We start from the raw sequence: 17,387 nt of genomic DNA, 5'->3' as shown, positions 1-17,387 counted from the left end.
GGCGTTCGAGGGCGGGAAGGGGATTGAGGTACCCCCGGAAAGGAGATGTACCGAGATGGCAGCGACATTGCAGGGCAAGCGGGTCGCCTTCCTGGCCGCCGACGGCGTCGAGGAGGTCGAGTACGTCCAGCCACGCGAGGCGGTCGAGGCCGCCGGCGCGACGGCCGAGTTGGTCTCGCTGAAGCCCGGCTCCATCCAGTCCTTCAACCACCTGGACCACTCCAAGACGTACGACGTGGACGTGACCGTCGACAAGGCCGACCCCGCCGGCTACGACGCGTTGGTGCTGCCCGGAGGCGTGGCGAACCCGGACTTCCTGCGGGGCGACCCGGACGCGGTGCGGTTCGTGAAGGCGTTCTTCGACGCGGGCAAGCCGGTCGGGGTGATCTGTCACGGCCCGTGGACGCTGATCGAGGCGGACGTGGTGCGGGGCCGCCGGATCACCTCCTGGCCCACCCTGCGTACCGACCTGACCAACGCGGGAGCCACCTGGGTGGACGAGGAGTGCGTCACCGACGGCAACCTGACCAGCAGCCGCAACCCCGACGACCTCCCCGCCTTCTGCGCAACGATCACCAAAACCTTCACAACCCCCTAGGTCCCCCTGAACCCCTGTTGACCATGAAGTTATTGCCACCTCGCGCGGCGTGTCGTGGCAATAACTTCATGATCAACGCTGGCGGGTTTTTTGGTGGGGTGGCGCATGGTTTGTTGGTTGCGGGATAGACGGGCACATGACCACCGAAGCCTCGGGTGCGCCGATGCTGAACCGTCAGCAGATCCGGCTGCTCATGTTGGGCCTGATGACCGGCATGTTGCTGGCCGCCCTCGACCAGACCATCGTCGGTACGGCGCTGCCGACCATCGTGGGCGAGCTGGGCGGGATCAACCACTACTCCTGGGTGGTCACCGCGTACCTGCTCGCCTCGACTGCGTCGACGCCGCTCTACGGCAAGATGGCCGACCTGTACGGGCGTCGGCCGGTCTTCCTCTTCTCGATCGGCACGTTCCTGGTCGGGTCGCTGCTGGCCGGACTGTCGCAGAACATGACCCAGCTGATCGTCACCCGAGGTATCCAGGGTCTCGGTGCCGGTGGTCTGCTGACGCTCGCGTTCACCATCATCTCGGACGTGGTGTCACCCCGGGAACGTGGTAAGTACCAGGGCCTGTTCGGCGCGGTCTTCGGGATCTCGTCGGTCGCCGGGCCGCTGGTGGGCGGTTACTTCGCGGAGACCGACTGGCGGTGGATCTTCTACATCAACGTGCCGCTGGCGATCCTGGCGATCGTCGTCTGCTACCACGTGATGCGGCTGATCCCGTTCGAACGTCGGGACCACTCGATCGACTGGCTCGGTGCCGGCCTGCTGGTGGCCGGGGTGAGTTCCCTGCTGCTCGCGCTGAGCTGGGGCGGCAACGAGTACGCCTGGGGCTCTGGCGTGATCATTACGCTCTTCGTGGTCGGTGCGGTGCTGGGGGTGCTCTTCGTCCTCCAGGAGGCCCGGGTGGCCGAGCCGATCCTGCCGCTGCGGCTGTTCCGGAGCGCCACCTTCGCGTTGGCCAACTCGGCGCTGCTCATCATCGGTCTGGTGATGTTCGGTTCGATCATCTTCATTCCGCTGTACCTGCAGATCGTGAAGGGCGCCTCGCCGACCCGGAGCGGTCTGCTGATGCTGCCGATGATGGCCGGCATCATCATCACCTCGATCCTGACCGGCCGCGCGATGACCCGGATCGGCCGGTACAAGTGGTTCCCGGTGGCCGGTTCGGTGACCCTCCTGGCCGGTATGTTCCTCTTCACCCAGTTGGAGGTGGCCACCTCGCTCTGGGTGGCGTTCGGCTTCATGGTGGTGATCGGCGTCGGGCTGGGCCTGTGCATGCAGTCGCTGATCCTGGCGGTGCAGAACGCGGTGTCGGTACGCGACCTGGGCGCCGGCACCTCCTCGGCGACCTTCTTCCGGTCGCTGGGTGGTTCGTTCGGGGTGGCGATCCTCGGCACTGTGCTCTCGTCCCGGCTGACCGGTGGGCTCGCCGACCGGTTGCCCGGCGCGATCGCGCAGCTCCCGCCGCAGGAGCAGGCCGCGGTCGCGGCGAGCGGCGGTGCCAACATCTCGATCAACGACCCAGCCACGATCCTGGCCCTGCCGGGGCCGGTACGCGCGGCAATCCAGGGCGCCTTCGTCGACGCGCTGGACATGGTCTTCCTGACCGCCGGCCTGATCGCGATCGTGGCGGTGCTGGTCACCCTGATGCTGCCCAACACCCAGCTGCGGGGTGCCGGCCCGCAGGGTGCCACCGGTGGCGCGGACCCGCTGGGCGGGGAGGCCCCGGCTCCGGGTGGCAAGCCGTTGACCCGCGAGTCGAAGGAGGAGGCCGCCGCCGACATGGAGGCCAAGTCCCAGACGATGATCTGATCGTCCCGACACCGGTCGCCCCGGATCGCGCCGGGGCTGCCGGCGTCCGCCGGGGCGTCGGTGATGGATCAGGCGGGGCGGCGGTACGCGCCGTACCACCAGGTCGCGGCCAACTCCCGGGCGGCTGCCGCGTCGGTCTCGGGGTCGGCCGAGGTCGTGCTGACGTGGTCGGCGAGGAAGCGGTCACCGCCGAGCACGATCAGCCGGCTGGCCGTCGTCACGTCCAGGTCGGCGGGGGTACGCCCGGCCTGCTGCTCGATCCGGAGCAGGTCGACGGTGCGGGTCACGAACTGTTCCAGCCCGGCCGCCCAGTACTCCCGGACCACCTCGTCGTACGCGGCGACCTCGCTGACCGCGGCCAGCACCGGGGCGTACGTCCGATAGATCCGGATCACGTCGGCGAAGGCCTCGGTGAGCCGTGCGAGCAGGTCGCCGGAGCCGCCCGGGTCCCATTCGCCGGTGCGGTCGAACGAGCTTTCCCGCATGGTGCCGGCGAGGCGCATGAGCAGTTCGGTCTTGTCCCGGAAGTGGGTGTAGAAGGTCGACCGCGCCACGCCGGCCTCGGCGGCGATCCGCTGCACGCCGAGGTCGGTGAAGCGGATCCCCTCCTTCAGGAGTCGTTCGGTGGCCGCGAGCACCCGCGCTTCGACGGCCGCGCGTCCGTCGGGGTTGCGCGGGCGGCGGCGGGTGATCGAGGGCATAGCCGGAATCCTAGGTGGCCGGGGGTCGGGTGGGCGACGTACGCTCATTGCCGGACACAGTGTCCGACATAGTGACCACGGAGTGCCTGACCTCGGCCTCCGACCCACCACGAGGAGCGACACACGTGAAGTACCGACTGCTGGGCACCACCGGGGTGTACGTCTCGGAGATCTCGCTCGGCGCGATGACCTTCGGCGGCAGCGGGCACCCGATCTACGGCACCCTGGGCGGGCTGGCGCTGCCCGAGGCCCAGCGCATGGTGGACACCGCCCTGGACGCAGGCGTCAACTTCGTCGACACCGCCGACGGCTACAGCGACGGCGAGAGCGAGGAACTGCTCGGCAAGGCCCTCGGCAAGCGGCGTCGCGACGTCGTACTGGCGACGAAGGTGCACTCCCGGACGGGCCCCGGCCCGAACGACGTCGGCACCTCCCGGCTGCACATCATGCAGAACCTGGAGGACAGCCTGCGCCGACTGGGCACCGATCACATCGATCTGTACCAGATCCACAACTTCGACCAGATCACTCCCATGGAGGAGATGCTGCGCGCGCTCGACGACGCGGTCCGGCAGGGCAAGGTGCGCTACATCGGCGCCGCCAACTTCGCCGCCTGGCAGATCTCCAAGGCGCTGGGCATCTCCGCCCGGGAGAAGTTGGCAGGGTTCGTCTCGGTGCAGGAGTACTACTCGCTGCTGGGCCGGGACGTGGAGCGCGACGTGGTGCCGATGGCGCTCAACGAGGGTGTCGGGCTGACCGTCTGGAGCCCACTCGCTGGCGGTTTCCTCTCCGGCAAGGTCAGCCGGGACGGTGCCGTCGCCGACAGTGGCGCGCGGAGCGCCCAGCCCGGTTACGCCAGCTTCACCCCGTTCGACCCCGAGCACGCCTTCGCAGTGGTCGACGTGCTCAAGGGCGTCGCCGAGCGGCACGAGGTGAGCCCGGCCCGGGTGGCGGTCGCCTGGCTGCTGTCCCGCCCGGCCGTGACCAGCGTGATCGTCGGTGCCCGCAAGCACGAGCAGTTGGTCGACAACATCGCCGCCTCGGATCTCACGCTGACCGAGCAGGACCTCACCGAGCTGGACGAGGCCACCAAGCTGCCGGTCGCGTACCCGAACTGGATCCAGGAGGGTTTCTTCGCCGGGATGCGCTACCCGCAGTAACGCGGCCCGGCCGACCTACTTGAGGATGAGCCGGTTCGTCTGATCGAAGACGTCCAGGTCGGCAAGGGTTTCGATGACCGAGGTGGAGAGGGGGGCGGGAAACCGGTCGCGGGCGAAGAAGCCGGCGTCGGTGGTCTCGTCGGTGACCCGAGCCAACTGCCCGTCCCACTCCTCCACCTTGAACGCGGTGGTGAATACCTGGTACGTGTGCCCGTACATGTTGGTGCTCGTTCGGTCCGGGCCGGTGTAGAGGGCGAACGCGCAGACCCGCAGCGCGCGCAGGCCGGTCTCCTCACGGACCTCGCGTACCGCGCAGTCGGCGATCGACTCGCCCAGCTCCATCGCGCCGGCCGGCATGGCCCACTGGCCGTTGTCCGAGCGTTTGATCAGCAGAACGCGGCCGGCGTCGTCGTTGACCACGGCACGGGCACCGACGAACATCAGCGTCCGGTCGCCGGCGATCGCCCGCAACTGCCCCACGTACGAGTCGGCCCACGAGATGCTCACCTGCGACAACTTACCGGGGGTTCCCAACGTGTGACCGCCGACACTAGCTTGTTACCCATGCGTAGCACGATGATGGACGCCCCTCTGCAGATCTCCCGGATCCTCGACCACGGCGCAGGGGTGCACGGCACGGCCGAGGTGGTCACCTGGACGGGCGCCGAGCCCCGCCGGATGACGTACGCCGAGGTGGGCCGGGCCGCCGCCCGGCTGGCACACGCGCTGCGCGACGAGTGTGGGGTGACCGGCGACGAGCGGGTCGCGACCTTCATGTGGAACAACAACGAGCACCTGGTTGCCTACTTCGCGGTGCCGAGCATGGGTGCGGTGCTGCACACGCTCAACATCCGGCTCTTCCCCGACCAGGTCGTCTACATCGCCAACCACGCCGAGGACCGGGTGGTCCTCGTCGACAGCACGCTCATCCCGCTGCTGGCCCGGGTGATCGGTGAGCTGACCACCGTGCGGCACGTCGTGGTGGTCGGCGGTGGCGACCCGGCGCCACTGGTGGAGGCTGCCGGCGACCGGATCACGGTGCACCACTGGGACGCGTTGCTCGCCGACCGTCCGGACACCTACGACTGGCCCGAGGTGGACGAGCGCGACGCCGCCGCGCTCTGCTACACCTCCGGAACCACCGGCAACCCCAAGGGTGTGGCCTACTCGCACCGGTCGATCTACCTGCACTCGTTGCAGGTCTGCATGCCGGAGGGTTTCGGCCTCGGGCCGACCGACCGCGAGTTGGCCATCGTGCCGATGTTCCACGCCATGTCGTGGGGCCTGCCCTACGCGGCCTTCCTCTCCGGCGCATCGTTGATCATGCCGGACCGGTTCCTCCAGGCCGCGCCGATCGCCGAGATGATCGCCGCCGAGCGGCCCACCCTGGCCGGCGCGGTGCCGACCATCTGGACCGACCTGCTGGCCTACCTGGACACTCACGACGTGGACACCTCCTCGCTCGGTGAGGTGATCGTCGGCGGCTCGGCGTGCCCACCGGCGCTGATGCACGCGTTCGACGAACGGCACGCTATCGACGTCATCCACGCCTGGGGGATGACCGAGATGTCCCCGCTGGGGTCGGTCTCGCGTCCGCCCGCCGGTGCGACCGGTGACGATGCCTGGCGCTACCGCTACACGCAGGGGCGGGTGCCGGCGGGCGTGCAGGCGCGCATCGTCGGCCCGTCGGGTGACCCGATGCCCGCCGACGGCACGGCCGTGGGCGAGCTGGAGGTCCGCGGGCCGTGGGTGACCGCCCGGTACGTCGGTGACGACGCCCCGGACGAGGAGAAGTTCCGCGACGGCTGGCTGCGGACCGGCGACGTGGGCACCCTCTCGCCGGACGGGTACATCAACCTGACCGACCGCGCCAAGGACGTGATCAAGTCCGGCGGCGAGTGGATCTCGTCGGTGGAGTTGGAGAACGCGCTGATGGCCCACCCGGCGGTGCTGGAGGCGTGCGTGGTGGGGGTGCCGGACGAGCGGTGGGACGAACGTCCGCTGGCCACCGTCGTGCTCCGGGAGGGCGCTTCGGTGACCGCCGAGGAGTTGCGGGAATTCCTGGCCGGGTCGGTGGCGCGCTGGCAGTTGCCCGAGCGCTGGGCGTTCATCGACACGGTGCCGAAGACCAGCGTCGGCAAGTTCGACAAGAAGGTCGTCCGTTCGCGGTACGCCGAGGGTGAGCTGACTGTCCGGGAGCTGACAGCCCCGTAACGTTTTCCCCGGCACTGTCGCCTGTTGGGGCGGGAGTACTCCTGAACCCTCCCCAGGGGCGGCCCCGGCGTTCGCACCGCGCCGGGGCCGCCCGCTCCACGCGGGGTTACCCGCACCGTCATTGTTGCGAAACTTATTCGCTTCTGTCCTGCTGACGGAAAAATCGGGTGGTCGGCGACCCGATCAGGCGTCGCTGGTGGTGATGAGCACCTTGCCCACCGTCGCGTCCTCCACCGCCTGGTGCGCGGCGGCCGCCTCCGCCAACGGGTAGTAGTGCAACGGCAGGCCGGCGTCCGCGCCGACCCGGATGCCACCCTGGCTGGCCGCCGCCGCCACGTCCTTCACGCCCTGCGCCTTGGCCGCCTTCGGCTCGGTGTAGACCAGGACGAACTGCCAGCGGGCGTTCGGCGCCATCATCGCCCGGATCGGGATGCTCACCTCGTCCCCGCCGCTGTCGGCGTACATGCAGACCGCGCCGCCATGCCGCAACACCTGTGCATCGACCGAGGCGTTGCGGGCGGGGGCGACCTCCACGATCGTGTGGACCCCGTCGGGAGCGATCTTGTGGACCTCCTCGACCACGTCCTGCTCCCGATAGTTGATCACGAAGCTTGCGCCGGCTGCGGCGGCGAGCTGGGCCTTCTCCGCGCTGCTCACAGTGGCGATCACAGTCGCGTCGGCCCACCGGGCGAGCTGGATCGCGGCGTTACCGACCGCCCCCGCGCCGCCCTGCACCAGCACCGTGTGATCCGCCAACGCACCCGCCCGCAGCGTGTCCGGCATGAACTCGCCAGCGGTCAGACAGCGGTGTGCGGTGAGGAACGGAATGCCGAGGGCCGCGCCCAGCTCGAACGGAGCGGCACCGAGGCGTACCGCCTGCCGGACCGGCACCAGCGTGTACTCCGCCGTCGTGCCCCACTGGCGCTGCCAGGCGGCCTCCCAGACCCACACCCGCTCGCCGATCAGGTCGGGGTCGACCCCGTCGCCGACCGCCTCGACCAACCCCGCACCGTCCTGCCCGGGGATCTGCCACCCGTTCGGCGGGCCGTTGCGGCGAGACTTCCAGTCGGTCGGGTTCACCCCGGAGACCGCCATCCGCACCAGGACCTCGCCCGCGCCCGGCTCGGGCACCGGGCGGTCGACCAGGTGGAGCACCGAAGGGTCGCCGTTGCGCTCGTACACGATGGCCTTCATCCGTGGTCTCTACCCGGCTCGACCCGGGTCAACCCAGCTCGTCCACCAGCTCCGGGGTCAGCTCACCGATCGCGTCCAGCGTCACCACGGCCAGCGCGGCGGCGTCCGGATCGAGAGGGTACGAGCCGTGCGGCACCGCCACCACCCGCATCCCCGCCGCCGCGGCGGAACGCACACCGTTGGACGAGTCCTCCACCGCCACACACCGGGTCGGGTCGACGCCGAGGCGCTGCGCCACGCTCAGGTACACGTCCGGTGCGGGCTTGCCCCGCTCCGTCCGCTCGGTGGAGAGGGTCGCGCCGAACGCGTCGGTCAGGTCGGTCGCCGCCAGCGCCGCCTCGATCAGCCGGGTCGGCGACGAACTGGCCAACCCGAGCGGCCACCGCGCGGCCAGCCCGCGAACGACCTGGTCGGCGCCGTCGATCAGGGGTACGTGGTCCCGGTAGCGTCGGGCCATCTCCTCGACCACCTCGACGGCGACCTGCTCGGCGGTGCGGTCGACGCCCAGCTCTGCGCTGAGGTAGTGCGCCCACTCGCCGGTGCTCATCCCCATCAGTCGGCGTTGCGTGTCGGGCTGCCACGTCCCGCCGTGCGCCGCCACGTACGCCCGGCGGACCTCCTCCCACACCGGCTCGGAATCCACGATCACGCCGTCCAGGTCGAAGACCACCGCATCAGTCACGGCCCCATCCTGCCCGACCGGCGGGTGCCCGGTCAGCCGGGCAACGCGGGCAGACCGAGCGGACTGCCCTCGGGGAGCAGGGTGTGGCCGGACCGGGCGATCGGCTCCAGCAGCTCCCGGAGCCGGTCCGTGTCGTCGACGCCGAGCGCCTGCCACGGGTGCGCGGCGGCCAGGTCGGTGGCGTCCTCGATGGCCTGGAACTCGGCGCGGGCGAGGTCGGTGGCCTCGCCGTCACCGGTCAGCCAACCCCGCTCGGTGAGCCGCTCGCGGGCGGCCTTCCACTGCTCCTCGGACCAGCCCCGGCCCAGCAGGTACTGCGGTGGCGAACCGTCCAGCGCGACCCGCGCGGTCAGCGTCTCCACCGGGTCCAGGCCGGCGGCCACCAGCGCCGCCACGTGCCCGTCCCCCCGGTGCTCGCGCAGCGTGGTGGCGGCCTGCCAGAGCCGCGCCAACGGGTACTCACCGGCCGGGAGGGCCGCGTTCGCCGCGCCGAGCACCCGGCCGGCGGTCTGCGCCGCCGATGCGGCCCGTTCCAACAGGTCGGCGGCCTCCACCAGGTGCGACTCGGGCAGCTCGTAGGTCAGCTCGGCGAGCGCCTGCACCGCACCGGTCAGGCGGGCACGCAGCGCCTCCTGGGGAGTGGCCAACCGCCACACCGCGGGCAGTGCGCGGGTCACCATCGGTGGCGCGAAATTGAAGAAGGCGGCGATCACCGGGGCTGCCTCGGCGGCTCCCAGCGGCGCGGCGCGGCCGGCGAAGTAACCGCGCCAGTAGCCGCGCAACCCGACCGCCTCGTACGCGGCACGCGCCCGGGGGTGGAGGTACGTGACAGCGTGAACCGGCTCGAAGTACGCCCACATCGACCGGGCGGTCCGCCCAGGCTCGTCCAGCGCAGTCACACGCACCTCCGCGTCGCGGTTCCGGATGGCCACCCCGGGCGACGAACCGCCCGGGGTGACGCCGAACCTACTGCCGCTGGGTGACGGGCCGGAAGCCCCATGTGAACAACTCCATCCCGTCCCGGCGACAACCGGGACGATCCGGACAGGTCACTGGGCGGCGAGCACGTCCACCACGAAGCGCAGCGGACCGGTCGGACGGCCACCGGCGGCGGCCTCGTCGTTGCCGTACGCCAGCTCGCCCGGGATGTCGAGCTGCACCCGGCTGCCCACGGTCACGCCAACCAGACCCTGGTCCCAGCCGGGGATGACCTGGCCGACGCCGATCGGGAAGGTGGCCGGCTGCCCGCGCTCCCAGGAGGAGTCGAACTCCTTGCCGTCCTTGAAGAACACCCCCACGTAGTTGGTGGTGATGTTCTGGCCCTTCTGCACGGCCGGGCCGGTGCCCTTGATCAGCGGGGTGACCGCGAGCTTCTTGAGGTCACCCGTGCCCGGCGTCAGCGTCGGCTTGGTGCCCAGCGCCGGGTCGGCGCCCTCGGGCAGCTGGGGAGCGGGGGGCGCGCCGGCCTCGTCGGGAGCCGGGGCGGAGGCGGACGGGGTGGCGTCGGCCTGGTTGTTGGGCTTGTCGTCGCCGCCGCCGATCCACACGAAGACGCCGATCAGCGTCGCGGCCACGGCGAGGGCGGCGAGGCTACTGAGCCCGGCGTTGATCTTCCGCCTCCGGTCGGCGGCCTTCTTCTCAGCCAACTGGGCGGCCAGGCGGCGCCCCGACTTGGTTGCCGGGCTCTGGTCCGGGCCCGTCTGCTGCGTCCGCTCGCTCACGTCGTCGACTCCCTGCTGCGAAGTGTGGCCGGCACCCGGTGCCGGGGGGAAAGCCGACGCACACGGTACCCGCACAGCGGCCCACCGTGCCCGCCGCGGACGCCTCGGATCGCCCAGCGCGACAGTTCCGGTTCTTTCCCGGGCGGTTATTCCGGGACGACCATGAAGTCGGTCACGAACGAGGTGACCCGCCCGTCGGCGGCGCGGCCGATCCAGGTGCCGTAGCAGCCGTCACCCCAACCGCTCGTCACGATGACGACGTTCGCCCCACTGGCCTCGTCCAACACGGCGGTGATGAGCCCCGGCACCGGGGACGAGGGCAGCTCGTTCGGGATGAAGACCTCCTCGACCCGGTCCTCGTCCCAGCCCTCCAGAACGGCGAGCGCGGTCGGGTCGGCGAGGGTGCCGACACCGGCGTCCACCCCGTAGCCGAAGTAGTCGTCCGCGCCGAGCGTGGCGACGTCCTGGTCACCCGCGACGGCCGGCTCCCAGCGGATCGTCGGCTCGGCTGAGACGACCAGCTCCAGCGCGGCGACCCGCCGGTCCACTTCGGCGTCCTCCCGGAGCACCACCGCCACCCAGGCACGCGCGGGATGCCGTCCCGGCGGCACTGTCACGGTGAACGGCTCCGCCTCCGGGCACACCAGCGGGTCACACCCGACCACGCGGCCGGTCGGCAACACGATGTCGCCCACCGGGTGCGCCTCGATCAGGTATCCGCCGTGCTGGTCGGTGAAGCGGGCGCCGGGCGTCAGTAACCGGTCCAGATCAGGGGTGTACGGCATGGGGGCTCCTCCGGTCGCCAGCGGCCGGCGGAGCGTACCCGGCGAGGCGGACACCGTCGCCGCTGCCGTACGGTCAGGCGCTCTTGCGGGGTGCGGTCTTGCGGGCGGCGGTCTTCTTCGCCGGCTCCGCCTTCTTCGCGGCGGTCTTCTTGGTGGCGGTCTTCTTCGCCGGCTCCGCCGCCTTCTTCTCGGCCGTCTTCTTCGCCGCGGTCTTCTTCGCGGGCGCCTTGGTCGCCTTCTTCTCGGCTGCCTTCTGCGCCGACCGGGCCGACGAGATGGGCGTCGGCTCACCCGCGCCACCACCCCCGCCGGCGGGCTGCTCGCCGCGAGCCGCCTTGGCCCGCTCCACCGAGGCCTTCAACGCCGCCATCAGGTCCACCGCCGCGGCCGGGGCCTCCTCGACCTCCTCCGGCTGGACGACCTCCCGACCCTCCACCTTGGCGTCGATGACCTCCTGCAACGCGGCCCGGTAGTCGTCGGTGAAGACGTCCGGCTCGAACTCGCCGGTCATCGAGTCGATCAGCGAGCTGGCCATGGCCAGCTCCGGGGGGCGCACCTTGAGGTCCTCGTCGAGGAAACCGAAGTCCGGGGTACGGATCTCGTCCGGCCAGAGCATGGTGTTGAGCAGCAGCACGCCCTCGCGGACCCGCAGCGTGGCCAGTTGCTCCCGCTGGCGCAGCGCCACCTTGACGATGGCCACCCGCTCCGAGTCGATGAGCGCGTCGCGCAGCAGCACGTACGGCTTGGTCGCGGCGCCCTCGGGTTCGAGGAAGTACGCCTTGTTGTAGAGGATCGGGTCGACCTGCTCGGCCGGCACGAACTCCAGCACGTCGATGGCGCGGGAGCTGGTCAGCGGCAGGTCGGCGAAGTCCTCGTCGGTGAGGATCACCATCTCGCCGCCGCCGATGTCGTAGCCCTTGGCGATGTCGTCGTAGGTGACCTCTTCGCCGCAGACCGAGCAGGTGCGCTTGTAGCGGATCCGGCCGCCGTCCTCGCGGTGCACCTGGTGGAACCGAATGTCCTTCTCCTCGGTCGCGGAGTAGAGCCTCACCCCGATCGAGACGAGCCCGAACGACACGGCTCCCTTCCAGATTGCACGCATCCTGCGCTCCCTTCCCCGGTATCGACCATGCTCGCATCCGTTGGAACCGGACGCGAGGTGTTCGGGCCGCTACTACAATTCGGGTCGTGCCCGGAGCGCCGCTCAAGCCGATGCTCGCGATGACCGGGCCGCTGCCGGCCGGCGACGGCTGGGCGTACGAGTTCAAGTGGGACGGCGTCCGCGCCCTGGCCGACATCTCCGGCGGCGGTCAACACCTGTATGCCCGTTCCGGCGTCGAGATCACCGCCGCGTACCCGGAGTTGGCGACCCTGCCCGAACAGGTCGACGACGCGCTGCTCGACGGTGAGGTGGTGCTGCTCGGCCAGAACGGGCAGCCGTCGTTCACCGCGCTGGCCGAGCGGATGCACGTCCGGGACCGGGTCAAGGCGGCCCGGTTGGCAGCGGTCATGCCGGTGACGTACATGATCTTCGACCTGCTCCGGCTGAACGGCGACGACCTGACCGGCTGGCCGTACGAGCGTCGCCGCGAGGCGTTGGACGCGCTGGCGCTCGGTGGCCTCCGGTGGGCGGTGCCACCGATGTTCACCGACGGCCCGGCGACCTACGAGGCGGCCGGGGAGCACGGCCTGGAGGGTGTGATGGCCAAGCGCTCCGGGGCCGTCTACCGCCCGGGGGTGCGCTCGCCGGACTGGGTGAAGGTCAAGCTGGAGGTGACCGGTGACTTCGTCATCGGCGGTTGGCGACCGGGCGCGCGCCGGATCGGCGGGCTGCTGGTCGGGGTGCCCGGCCCGGACGGCCAACTGATCTACCGGGGTCGGGTCGGCGGCGGCATCGGCGCGGCCATCGAGCGGCAGCTCCTCACCGAGCTGGAGCCGCTGCGCTCCGGCGTGTCACCGTTCGCGCCGGGGGTGCCGCGCGAGGATGCGCGGAGCGCCATCTGGGTAACACCCCAGGTGGTGGTGGAGGTGAAGTACGGCCAGCGCACCCCCGACGGCCGGCTGCGCTTCCCCCGGGTGCTGCGGTTGCGCCCGGACAAGCCTCCGGAGGAGGTCGACGATGCCGGCTGACCGGCTACGGGTGGACGTCGAGGGTCGCGCGCTGGAGCTGTCCAACCTGGACAAGGTGCTCTACCCGGCGGCCGGGTTCACCAAGGGCGAGGTGATCGACTACTACACCCGGATCTCGCCGGTACTGCTGCCGCACCTGCGGGACCGACCGGTCACCCGGATCCGCTTCCCCAACGGGGTGGACGACAAGTCGTTCTTCGAGAAGAACACGCCGGCCGCGACCCCGGACTGGGTGCGGGTGGAGAACCTGCCGGCGCCCGGGTCGACGAAGGGCCGGGAGACCATCGACTACGTGGTCGCCGACGACCTGCCCACCCTGGTCTGGCTGGCCAACCTGGCCGCCCTGGAGCTGCACACACCGCAGTGGAAGGTGGGCGAGCACCCGGACATGATGGTCGTCGACCTGGACCCGGGCCCGCCGGCCGGGCTCGCCGAGTGCTGCCCGGTGGCGGTGCTGATGCGCGACCGCCTCGCCGAGGACGGCATCGAGTCGTACCCGAAGACGTCCGGTAAGAAGGGCATGCAGCTCTGCTGCCCGATCGCCGGCACCCAGTCGTCCGACCTCGTCTCCGACTACGCCCGGCGGATCGCGCAGGAGTTGGAGACGGCCCACCCGAAGCTGATCGTGTCGAAGATGGCGAAGAACCTTCGACCGGGCAAGGTCTTCATCGACTGGAGCCAGAACAACGCGGCGAAGACCACAGTGGCGCCGTACTCGCTGCGGGCCCAGTCGGTGCCGTCGGTGTCGACGCCGCTGACCTGGGACGAGGTGGAGGCCGGCGCGCGCGGCCGGAAGCCGGCCGTCCGCCAGTTCACCGCCGCCGAGGTTCTGGCCCGGGTCGAGGAGTACGACGACCTGCTCGGCCCCCTGCTCGACGGCGGCCCGGAACTGCCCACCCGCTGACGGGCACCGACGGTAGGAACCGCCCGGCCCGGCGTCCACGCCTGCGGACGCCGGGCCGGATCGGCTGCACAGCTCAGTTGCGGCATCGGCGCTCCTCGGTGGTGTTTCGGGGGCCATCGCCCATCGTGTGCGGGCCACCCGGCCGACCGATGCGGCCGTCGGCCGACGACCGGCGCTACCAAAGTCGGTGAGTAGGGTGGTGCCCACGTCGACCCGGGGAGCGTGGAGATGCAGCCAACCGACACGGCCGACCTGGCGGCCCGGCCCGTCGAGGCCGAGCGCCCGCTGCTCAGCTACCGCGACGAGGCGACCGGCGAGCGCGTCGACCTGACCGCCCAGCAGGTCGGCCAGTGGGCGGCCCGGAGCGCCGGCCTGCTGCGGGACGGTTGCGGCCTCGGCCCCGGCAGCCGCGTAGCGGTCCTGCTGCCGCCGCACTGGCGTACCGCCGCTGTGTTGTTGGGGGCTTGGGCCTCGGGCCTGGCGGTGTCGTTCCGGCCGCGCGCCACGGCGGGCCTGGCGGTGCTCGAACCGGGCGGCGACCGGCCGTTCGATGCGGTCTTCGTGACGCCGGAGCGGCAGGACGACTGGCTGGAGGACGTGCCGGACGCGCCGCACCGCTACCTCGTCGGCACCGGCCCGGGACGGCTGGACGACGTGCCGTTGGGCTGGTTGGACTGGTCCGCCGAGGTGCTCCGGCACGGCGACGGCACGCCCGACCACACCGCCATCCACCCGTCGGACCCGGCCACCGCCGACGGCACCACCTACGGTCAGTGGGGTGCGCTCGCCCAGGAGTTCGCCACGATGCTGGACCTGCGCCCCGGCGACCGCCTGCTGGTCGACGCCGCCGAAACCGAGCAGCCGCTGAAGTGGTTGCTGGCACCGCTCTCGGCCGGCGCGTCAGTGGTGATCAGCGCCAACCTGGACCCGGCGCGACGGGACGCGATCGCCACCGCGGAACGCGTCACCCGCGTCCTCTGAGGCTGTCCCGGGTCACCCGACCGGTGGAGCCGCTGCCTTCCGTCAGCTCTCACATTTCTCCTGCTCATACGCTTCGCCGAAGGCACGCGCGAGGGTCCGGGCGCGGCCACTGTGCACACCGGCGGGGGGTCGATGGCTTCGAGGCGTACACCTCGGGTTGTGGTCGCGGCGGTGGCCGGTGGACTCTTCGCCCTGGGGGTGGTCGTGCCCGGCCCGGCGGCGGCGCCGCTGCCCCGCGCGGCCCAGGCCGACGGGCCCACGGGCCCTGACCCGCGTGAGCCGCGCCCGCCGCTGCTCCCCGCCGACTTCCAGGGCACCGGCCGGTACGTCGTGCGGGACCTCGGCATCGACGTGCCGTTCTCCTGGCAGGGCCGGAACGGCAACAGTCAGATGATTGCCGGCGGCCCGGACCACCCGATCTGGTTCACGAACCTGATCTACGAGAACACGCTCTACACGCTCACCTACAAGTGGCCGAACATCCCGCTGTTCCCGCCCCGCGCGTGCAGCAAGGTGCCGGGGTTCTTCAACCGGCAGATCTTCAACGACAAGCTGAAGACCGCTCGTTACGTGGGGCCGGAGATCCTGCAGGGACCGACAGACCGGCATGTCGACCACTGGCGGGTCGGGGTGGTCGGCGGCTCCGCGGTGCCAGGGGAGTTCTTCCGGTTCCCGATCGCGCTCGGCGACATCTACGTCGACCGGCACGACCCGAGCCGGTGGTGGCAGGTGTTGCAGTTCGGCCTGCAGAACCTCTTCGACCCGGAGCTGGACGAATGGTTCACCATGGACACCTTCCACCACCGCCCCGGCGAGGTCACCCTCCCCGACCGGTGCCCACCCCCCACGTCTTAGCGCGTCCGGCGCACGCCTTCCGCCTTGATCGCCCGGTTCCCGCGAGACCGGGGCATCCGGGTGCTGCCGGACCCCGCGATATTCGGCAGTGAGTCGATCAAGCGAGGTGTCGCTACTGTGGTACCGCCAGTAGTACCAGTACAGCAAGTGATCAAGGCGATCGACAAGAAGGAGGCCTCGTGATGGAGACCGAATCCCGTCCTGAGGTGTCCCACTACACCTACCGCGTCACCTGGTCCGTCGAGGATCGCGAATTTGTCGCTACCTGCGCCGAGTTCCCATCCCTCTCCTGGCTGGCGCCTTCGCAGATCGATGCCCTGAAGGGCTTGCAGGACTTGCTAAGAGAAACTGTGGCCGACATGGAGGATGAGGGAGAGCAGGTGCCGCAGCCGTTGGCCGAGCGGAACTACTCGGGCAAGTTCAACCTCCGCGTCGGGGAGAGCCTGCACCGCGAACTCGCAATTCAGGCTGCCGAAGACGGGATGAGCCTCAACCAGTACGTCTTGCGCAAGCTCCGCACCGCCTGACGGCGACCATGCTTCCACTTGCTGAACGCGAAGGTCGACCCGAGCGCTCCTACCGCTGGACATGTCACCAGGAAGCGCGGTCAGAGGGCGAACAGCAGGGCGGCGTTGAGGAGGACGACGAGGGCGGTGGCGAAGTGGATGCCGAATGCCACAGCCTTCGTTCCGCCGTTCCGTAGCACGATGACGGTGTCGCCCAGCGGGACGAGCGCGACGACCAGCATGAACCACGCGACCGCGTGGGCGGTCGTGAAGGCGATCAGGGCGAGGCCGAGCAGCCCGAACGTGAGGTCCTTCAGCCCTTTGACCGCCAGGTAGGCGGGGTCGCCGTCCGGGCGGGCCGGCACGCCGTACCCGGCGGCGGCGGCCTGCGGTACCAGCAGGAACCGCGCACCGATGAAGACGACGAAGAGGCTGAGTACGACGGCGAGCCCGTAGGCGATGAAGGACAGCATGAGTCCGCTCCAGTTCCTAGCGCTGCTAGATGTAAGAGCGACGCTAACAGAGCATCGGCAGAACTGCTAGCAGTGCTAGGGTTGTGGTCATGTCGACGCAGGGACGCCGGGAGCGCGAACGGGCCGAACGGGAGCAGGCCATCATCACCGCGGCCCGCGGCCTGGCCCTGGCGGAGGGCTGGGACGCGGTGACCACCCGGCGGCTGGCGGCCGAGATCGAGTACAGCCAGCCCGTCCTCTACAGCCACTTCAAGGGCAAGGACGCCATCATGGCGGCGGTAGCCGTCGAGGGCTTCGCCGAACTGGCCGCCACGCTCGTCTCGGCCCGAGCGTCGGCCGCCGACGCCCGTCAGGCGGTCGCCGACGTCGCGGCGGCGTACGCCGCCTTCGCCGAGCAGCGCCCCGCGATCTACGACGCGATGTTCACCCTCGCCGTGGACCTGCCGTTCGCCAGCCAGGACGTGCCGACCGACCTGGCCCGGGGCTTCGCCGAGTTGGCCGAGACGGTGCGCCCATTCGTCGGGGACGACGACCTGGAGGCGGTCACCGAGACGTTCTGGAGCGGCCTGCACGGGCTGGTCACGCTGATGCGCAGCGGCCGGCTCCGCCGCGCCGACCACGACCGCCGGCTCGCGGTCCTGGTAGACCGCTTCTCCCAATGAGCGTCGGC

At 70.7% G+C, this 17,387-nt stretch carries 19 protein-coding genes; 10 read left to right on the top strand and 9 right to left on the bottom strand.

Annotation, left to right across the window (positions count from 1 at the left end):
- Positions 1-55 precede the first annotated feature (55 nt).
- Complete coding sequence (locus ACZ6NZ_RS02260; RefSeq protein WP_465855059.1) at positions 56-598, top strand: type 1 glutamine amidotransferase domain-containing protein; 543 nt, start codon at positions 56-58, stop codon at positions 596-598.
- Between the two features lie 136 nt (positions 599-734).
- Positions 735-2,411, top strand: a complete 1,677-nt coding sequence (locus ACZ6NZ_RS02255; protein ID WP_465855057.1) for an MDR family MFS transporter — start codon at positions 735-737, stop codon at positions 2,409-2,411.
- Between the two features lie 68 nt (positions 2,412-2,479).
- On the opposite strand, the gene ACZ6NZ_RS02250 is transcribed toward ACZ6NZ_RS02255, so the two are convergent.
- Complete coding sequence (locus ACZ6NZ_RS02250; RefSeq protein WP_465855055.1) at positions 2,480-3,112, bottom strand: TetR/AcrR family transcriptional regulator; 633 nt, start codon at positions 3,110-3,112, stop codon at positions 2,480-2,482.
- Positions 3,113-3,237: 125 nt separating this feature from the next.
- Here ACZ6NZ_RS02250 and ACZ6NZ_RS02245 point away from each other — a divergent pair, with 125 nt between their 5' ends.
- Positions 3,238-4,272: an aldo/keto reductase gene (locus ACZ6NZ_RS02245; RefSeq protein WP_465855053.1), complete on the top strand. Its 1,035-nt coding sequence runs from the start codon at positions 3,238-3,240 to the stop codon at positions 4,270-4,272.
- Positions 4,273-4,287: 15 nt separating this feature from the next.
- On the opposite strand, the gene ACZ6NZ_RS02240 is transcribed toward ACZ6NZ_RS02245, so the two are convergent.
- Positions 4,288-4,779, bottom strand: coding sequence for an NUDIX domain-containing protein (locus ACZ6NZ_RS02240; RefSeq protein WP_465855051.1), 492 nt, complete (start codon positions 4,777-4,779; stop codon positions 4,288-4,290).
- Between the two features lie 57 nt (positions 4,780-4,836).
- On the opposite strand from ACZ6NZ_RS02240, the gene ACZ6NZ_RS02235 reads away from it, so the two are divergent.
- A complete protein-coding gene (locus ACZ6NZ_RS02235) occupies positions 4,837-6,486 on the top strand; it encodes a fatty acid--CoA ligase (RefSeq protein ID WP_465855049.1) in 1,650 nt (549 codons plus the stop codon).
- A 183-nt stretch (positions 6,487-6,669) separates the two neighbouring features.
- Here ACZ6NZ_RS02235 and ACZ6NZ_RS02230 read toward each other — a convergent pair whose 3' ends face one another.
- The 6 genes from ACZ6NZ_RS02230 to ku form a co-directional block, all read right to left on the bottom strand.
- Positions 6,670-7,680 carry an NADPH:quinone reductase gene (locus ACZ6NZ_RS02230; RefSeq protein WP_465855047.1) on the bottom strand — a complete coding sequence of 337 codons (1,011 nt, stop codon included), beginning with the start codon at positions 7,678-7,680 and terminating at the stop codon, positions 6,670-6,672.
- Positions 7,681-7,708: 28 nt separating this feature from the next.
- Positions 7,709-8,362, bottom strand: coding sequence for an HAD family hydrolase (locus ACZ6NZ_RS02225; RefSeq protein ID WP_465855045.1), 654 nt, complete (start codon positions 8,360-8,362; stop codon positions 7,709-7,711).
- Positions 8,363-8,394: 32 nt separating this feature from the next.
- On the bottom strand, positions 8,395-9,222 hold the full coding sequence (locus tag ACZ6NZ_RS02220) for an SCO6745 family protein (protein WP_465855904.1): 828 nt from the start codon (positions 9,220-9,222) through the stop codon (positions 8,395-8,397).
- Positions 9,223-9,411: 189 nt separating this feature from the next.
- On the bottom strand, positions 9,412-10,083 hold the full coding sequence (locus ACZ6NZ_RS02215; RefSeq protein WP_465855043.1) for an FKBP-type peptidyl-prolyl cis-trans isomerase: 672 nt from the start codon (positions 10,081-10,083) through the stop codon (positions 9,412-9,414).
- Between the two features lie 146 nt (positions 10,084-10,229).
- Positions 10,230-10,868, bottom strand: coding sequence for a DUF4241 domain-containing protein (locus ACZ6NZ_RS02210; protein WP_465855041.1), 639 nt, complete (start codon positions 10,866-10,868; stop codon positions 10,230-10,232).
- Between the two features lie 73 nt (positions 10,869-10,941).
- A complete protein-coding gene (gene ku, locus ACZ6NZ_RS02205; protein WP_465855039.1) occupies positions 10,942-11,970 on the bottom strand; it encodes a non-homologous end joining protein Ku in 1,029 nt (342 codons plus the stop codon).
- Positions 11,971-12,056: 86 nt separating this feature from the next.
- Between ku and ligD (ACZ6NZ_RS02200) the strand changes: the two genes are divergently transcribed.
- The 5 genes from ligD (ACZ6NZ_RS02200) to ACZ6NZ_RS02180 all read left to right on the top strand — a co-directional run bounded on the left by ligD (ACZ6NZ_RS02200) (position 12,057) and on the right by ACZ6NZ_RS02180 (position 16,265).
- On the top strand, positions 12,057-12,998 hold the full coding sequence (gene ligD, locus ACZ6NZ_RS02200) for a non-homologous end-joining DNA ligase (RefSeq protein WP_465855037.1): 942 nt from the start codon (positions 12,057-12,059) through the stop codon (positions 12,996-12,998).
- A complete protein-coding gene (ligD, locus tag ACZ6NZ_RS02195; RefSeq protein ID WP_366605711.1) occupies positions 12,988-13,902 on the top strand; it encodes a non-homologous end-joining DNA ligase in 915 nt (304 codons plus the stop codon). Before ligD (ACZ6NZ_RS02200) ends, ligD (ACZ6NZ_RS02195) begins: the two co-directional genes overlap by 11 nt.
- Before the next feature lie 228 nt (positions 13,903-14,130).
- Positions 14,131-14,883 (top strand): TIGR03089 family protein, encoded by a 753-nt coding sequence (locus ACZ6NZ_RS02190; protein WP_465855035.1) that lies wholly within the window; start codon positions 14,131-14,133, stop codon positions 14,881-14,883.
- A gap of 159 nt (positions 14,884-15,042) precedes the next feature.
- Positions 15,043-15,738, top strand: a complete 696-nt coding sequence (locus tag ACZ6NZ_RS02185) for a hypothetical protein (protein ID WP_465855033.1) — start codon at positions 15,043-15,045, stop codon at positions 15,736-15,738.
- A 182-nt stretch (positions 15,739-15,920) separates the two neighbouring features.
- On the top strand, positions 15,921-16,265 hold the full coding sequence (locus ACZ6NZ_RS02180) for a type II toxin-antitoxin system HicB family antitoxin (protein ID WP_465855031.1): 345 nt from the start codon (positions 15,921-15,923) through the stop codon (positions 16,263-16,265).
- 80 nt (positions 16,266-16,345) lie between these two features.
- On the opposite strand, the gene ACZ6NZ_RS02175 is transcribed toward ACZ6NZ_RS02180, so the two are convergent.
- Positions 16,346-16,717, bottom strand: a complete 372-nt coding sequence (locus ACZ6NZ_RS02175) for a DUF4267 domain-containing protein (RefSeq protein WP_465855029.1) — start codon at positions 16,715-16,717, stop codon at positions 16,346-16,348.
- An 89-nt stretch (positions 16,718-16,806) separates the two neighbouring features.
- On the opposite strand from ACZ6NZ_RS02175, the gene ACZ6NZ_RS02170 reads away from it, so the two are divergent.
- Positions 16,807-17,379: a TetR/AcrR family transcriptional regulator gene (locus ACZ6NZ_RS02170; RefSeq protein WP_465855027.1), complete on the top strand. Its 573-nt coding sequence runs from the start codon at positions 16,807-16,809 to the stop codon at positions 17,377-17,379.
- The last annotated feature ends 8 nt before the right edge of the window (positions 17,380-17,387 follow it).

Source organism: Micromonospora sp. NPDC047756 (assembly GCF_055587245.1).
This window is presented reverse-complemented; position numbering and strand designations above follow the sequence as displayed.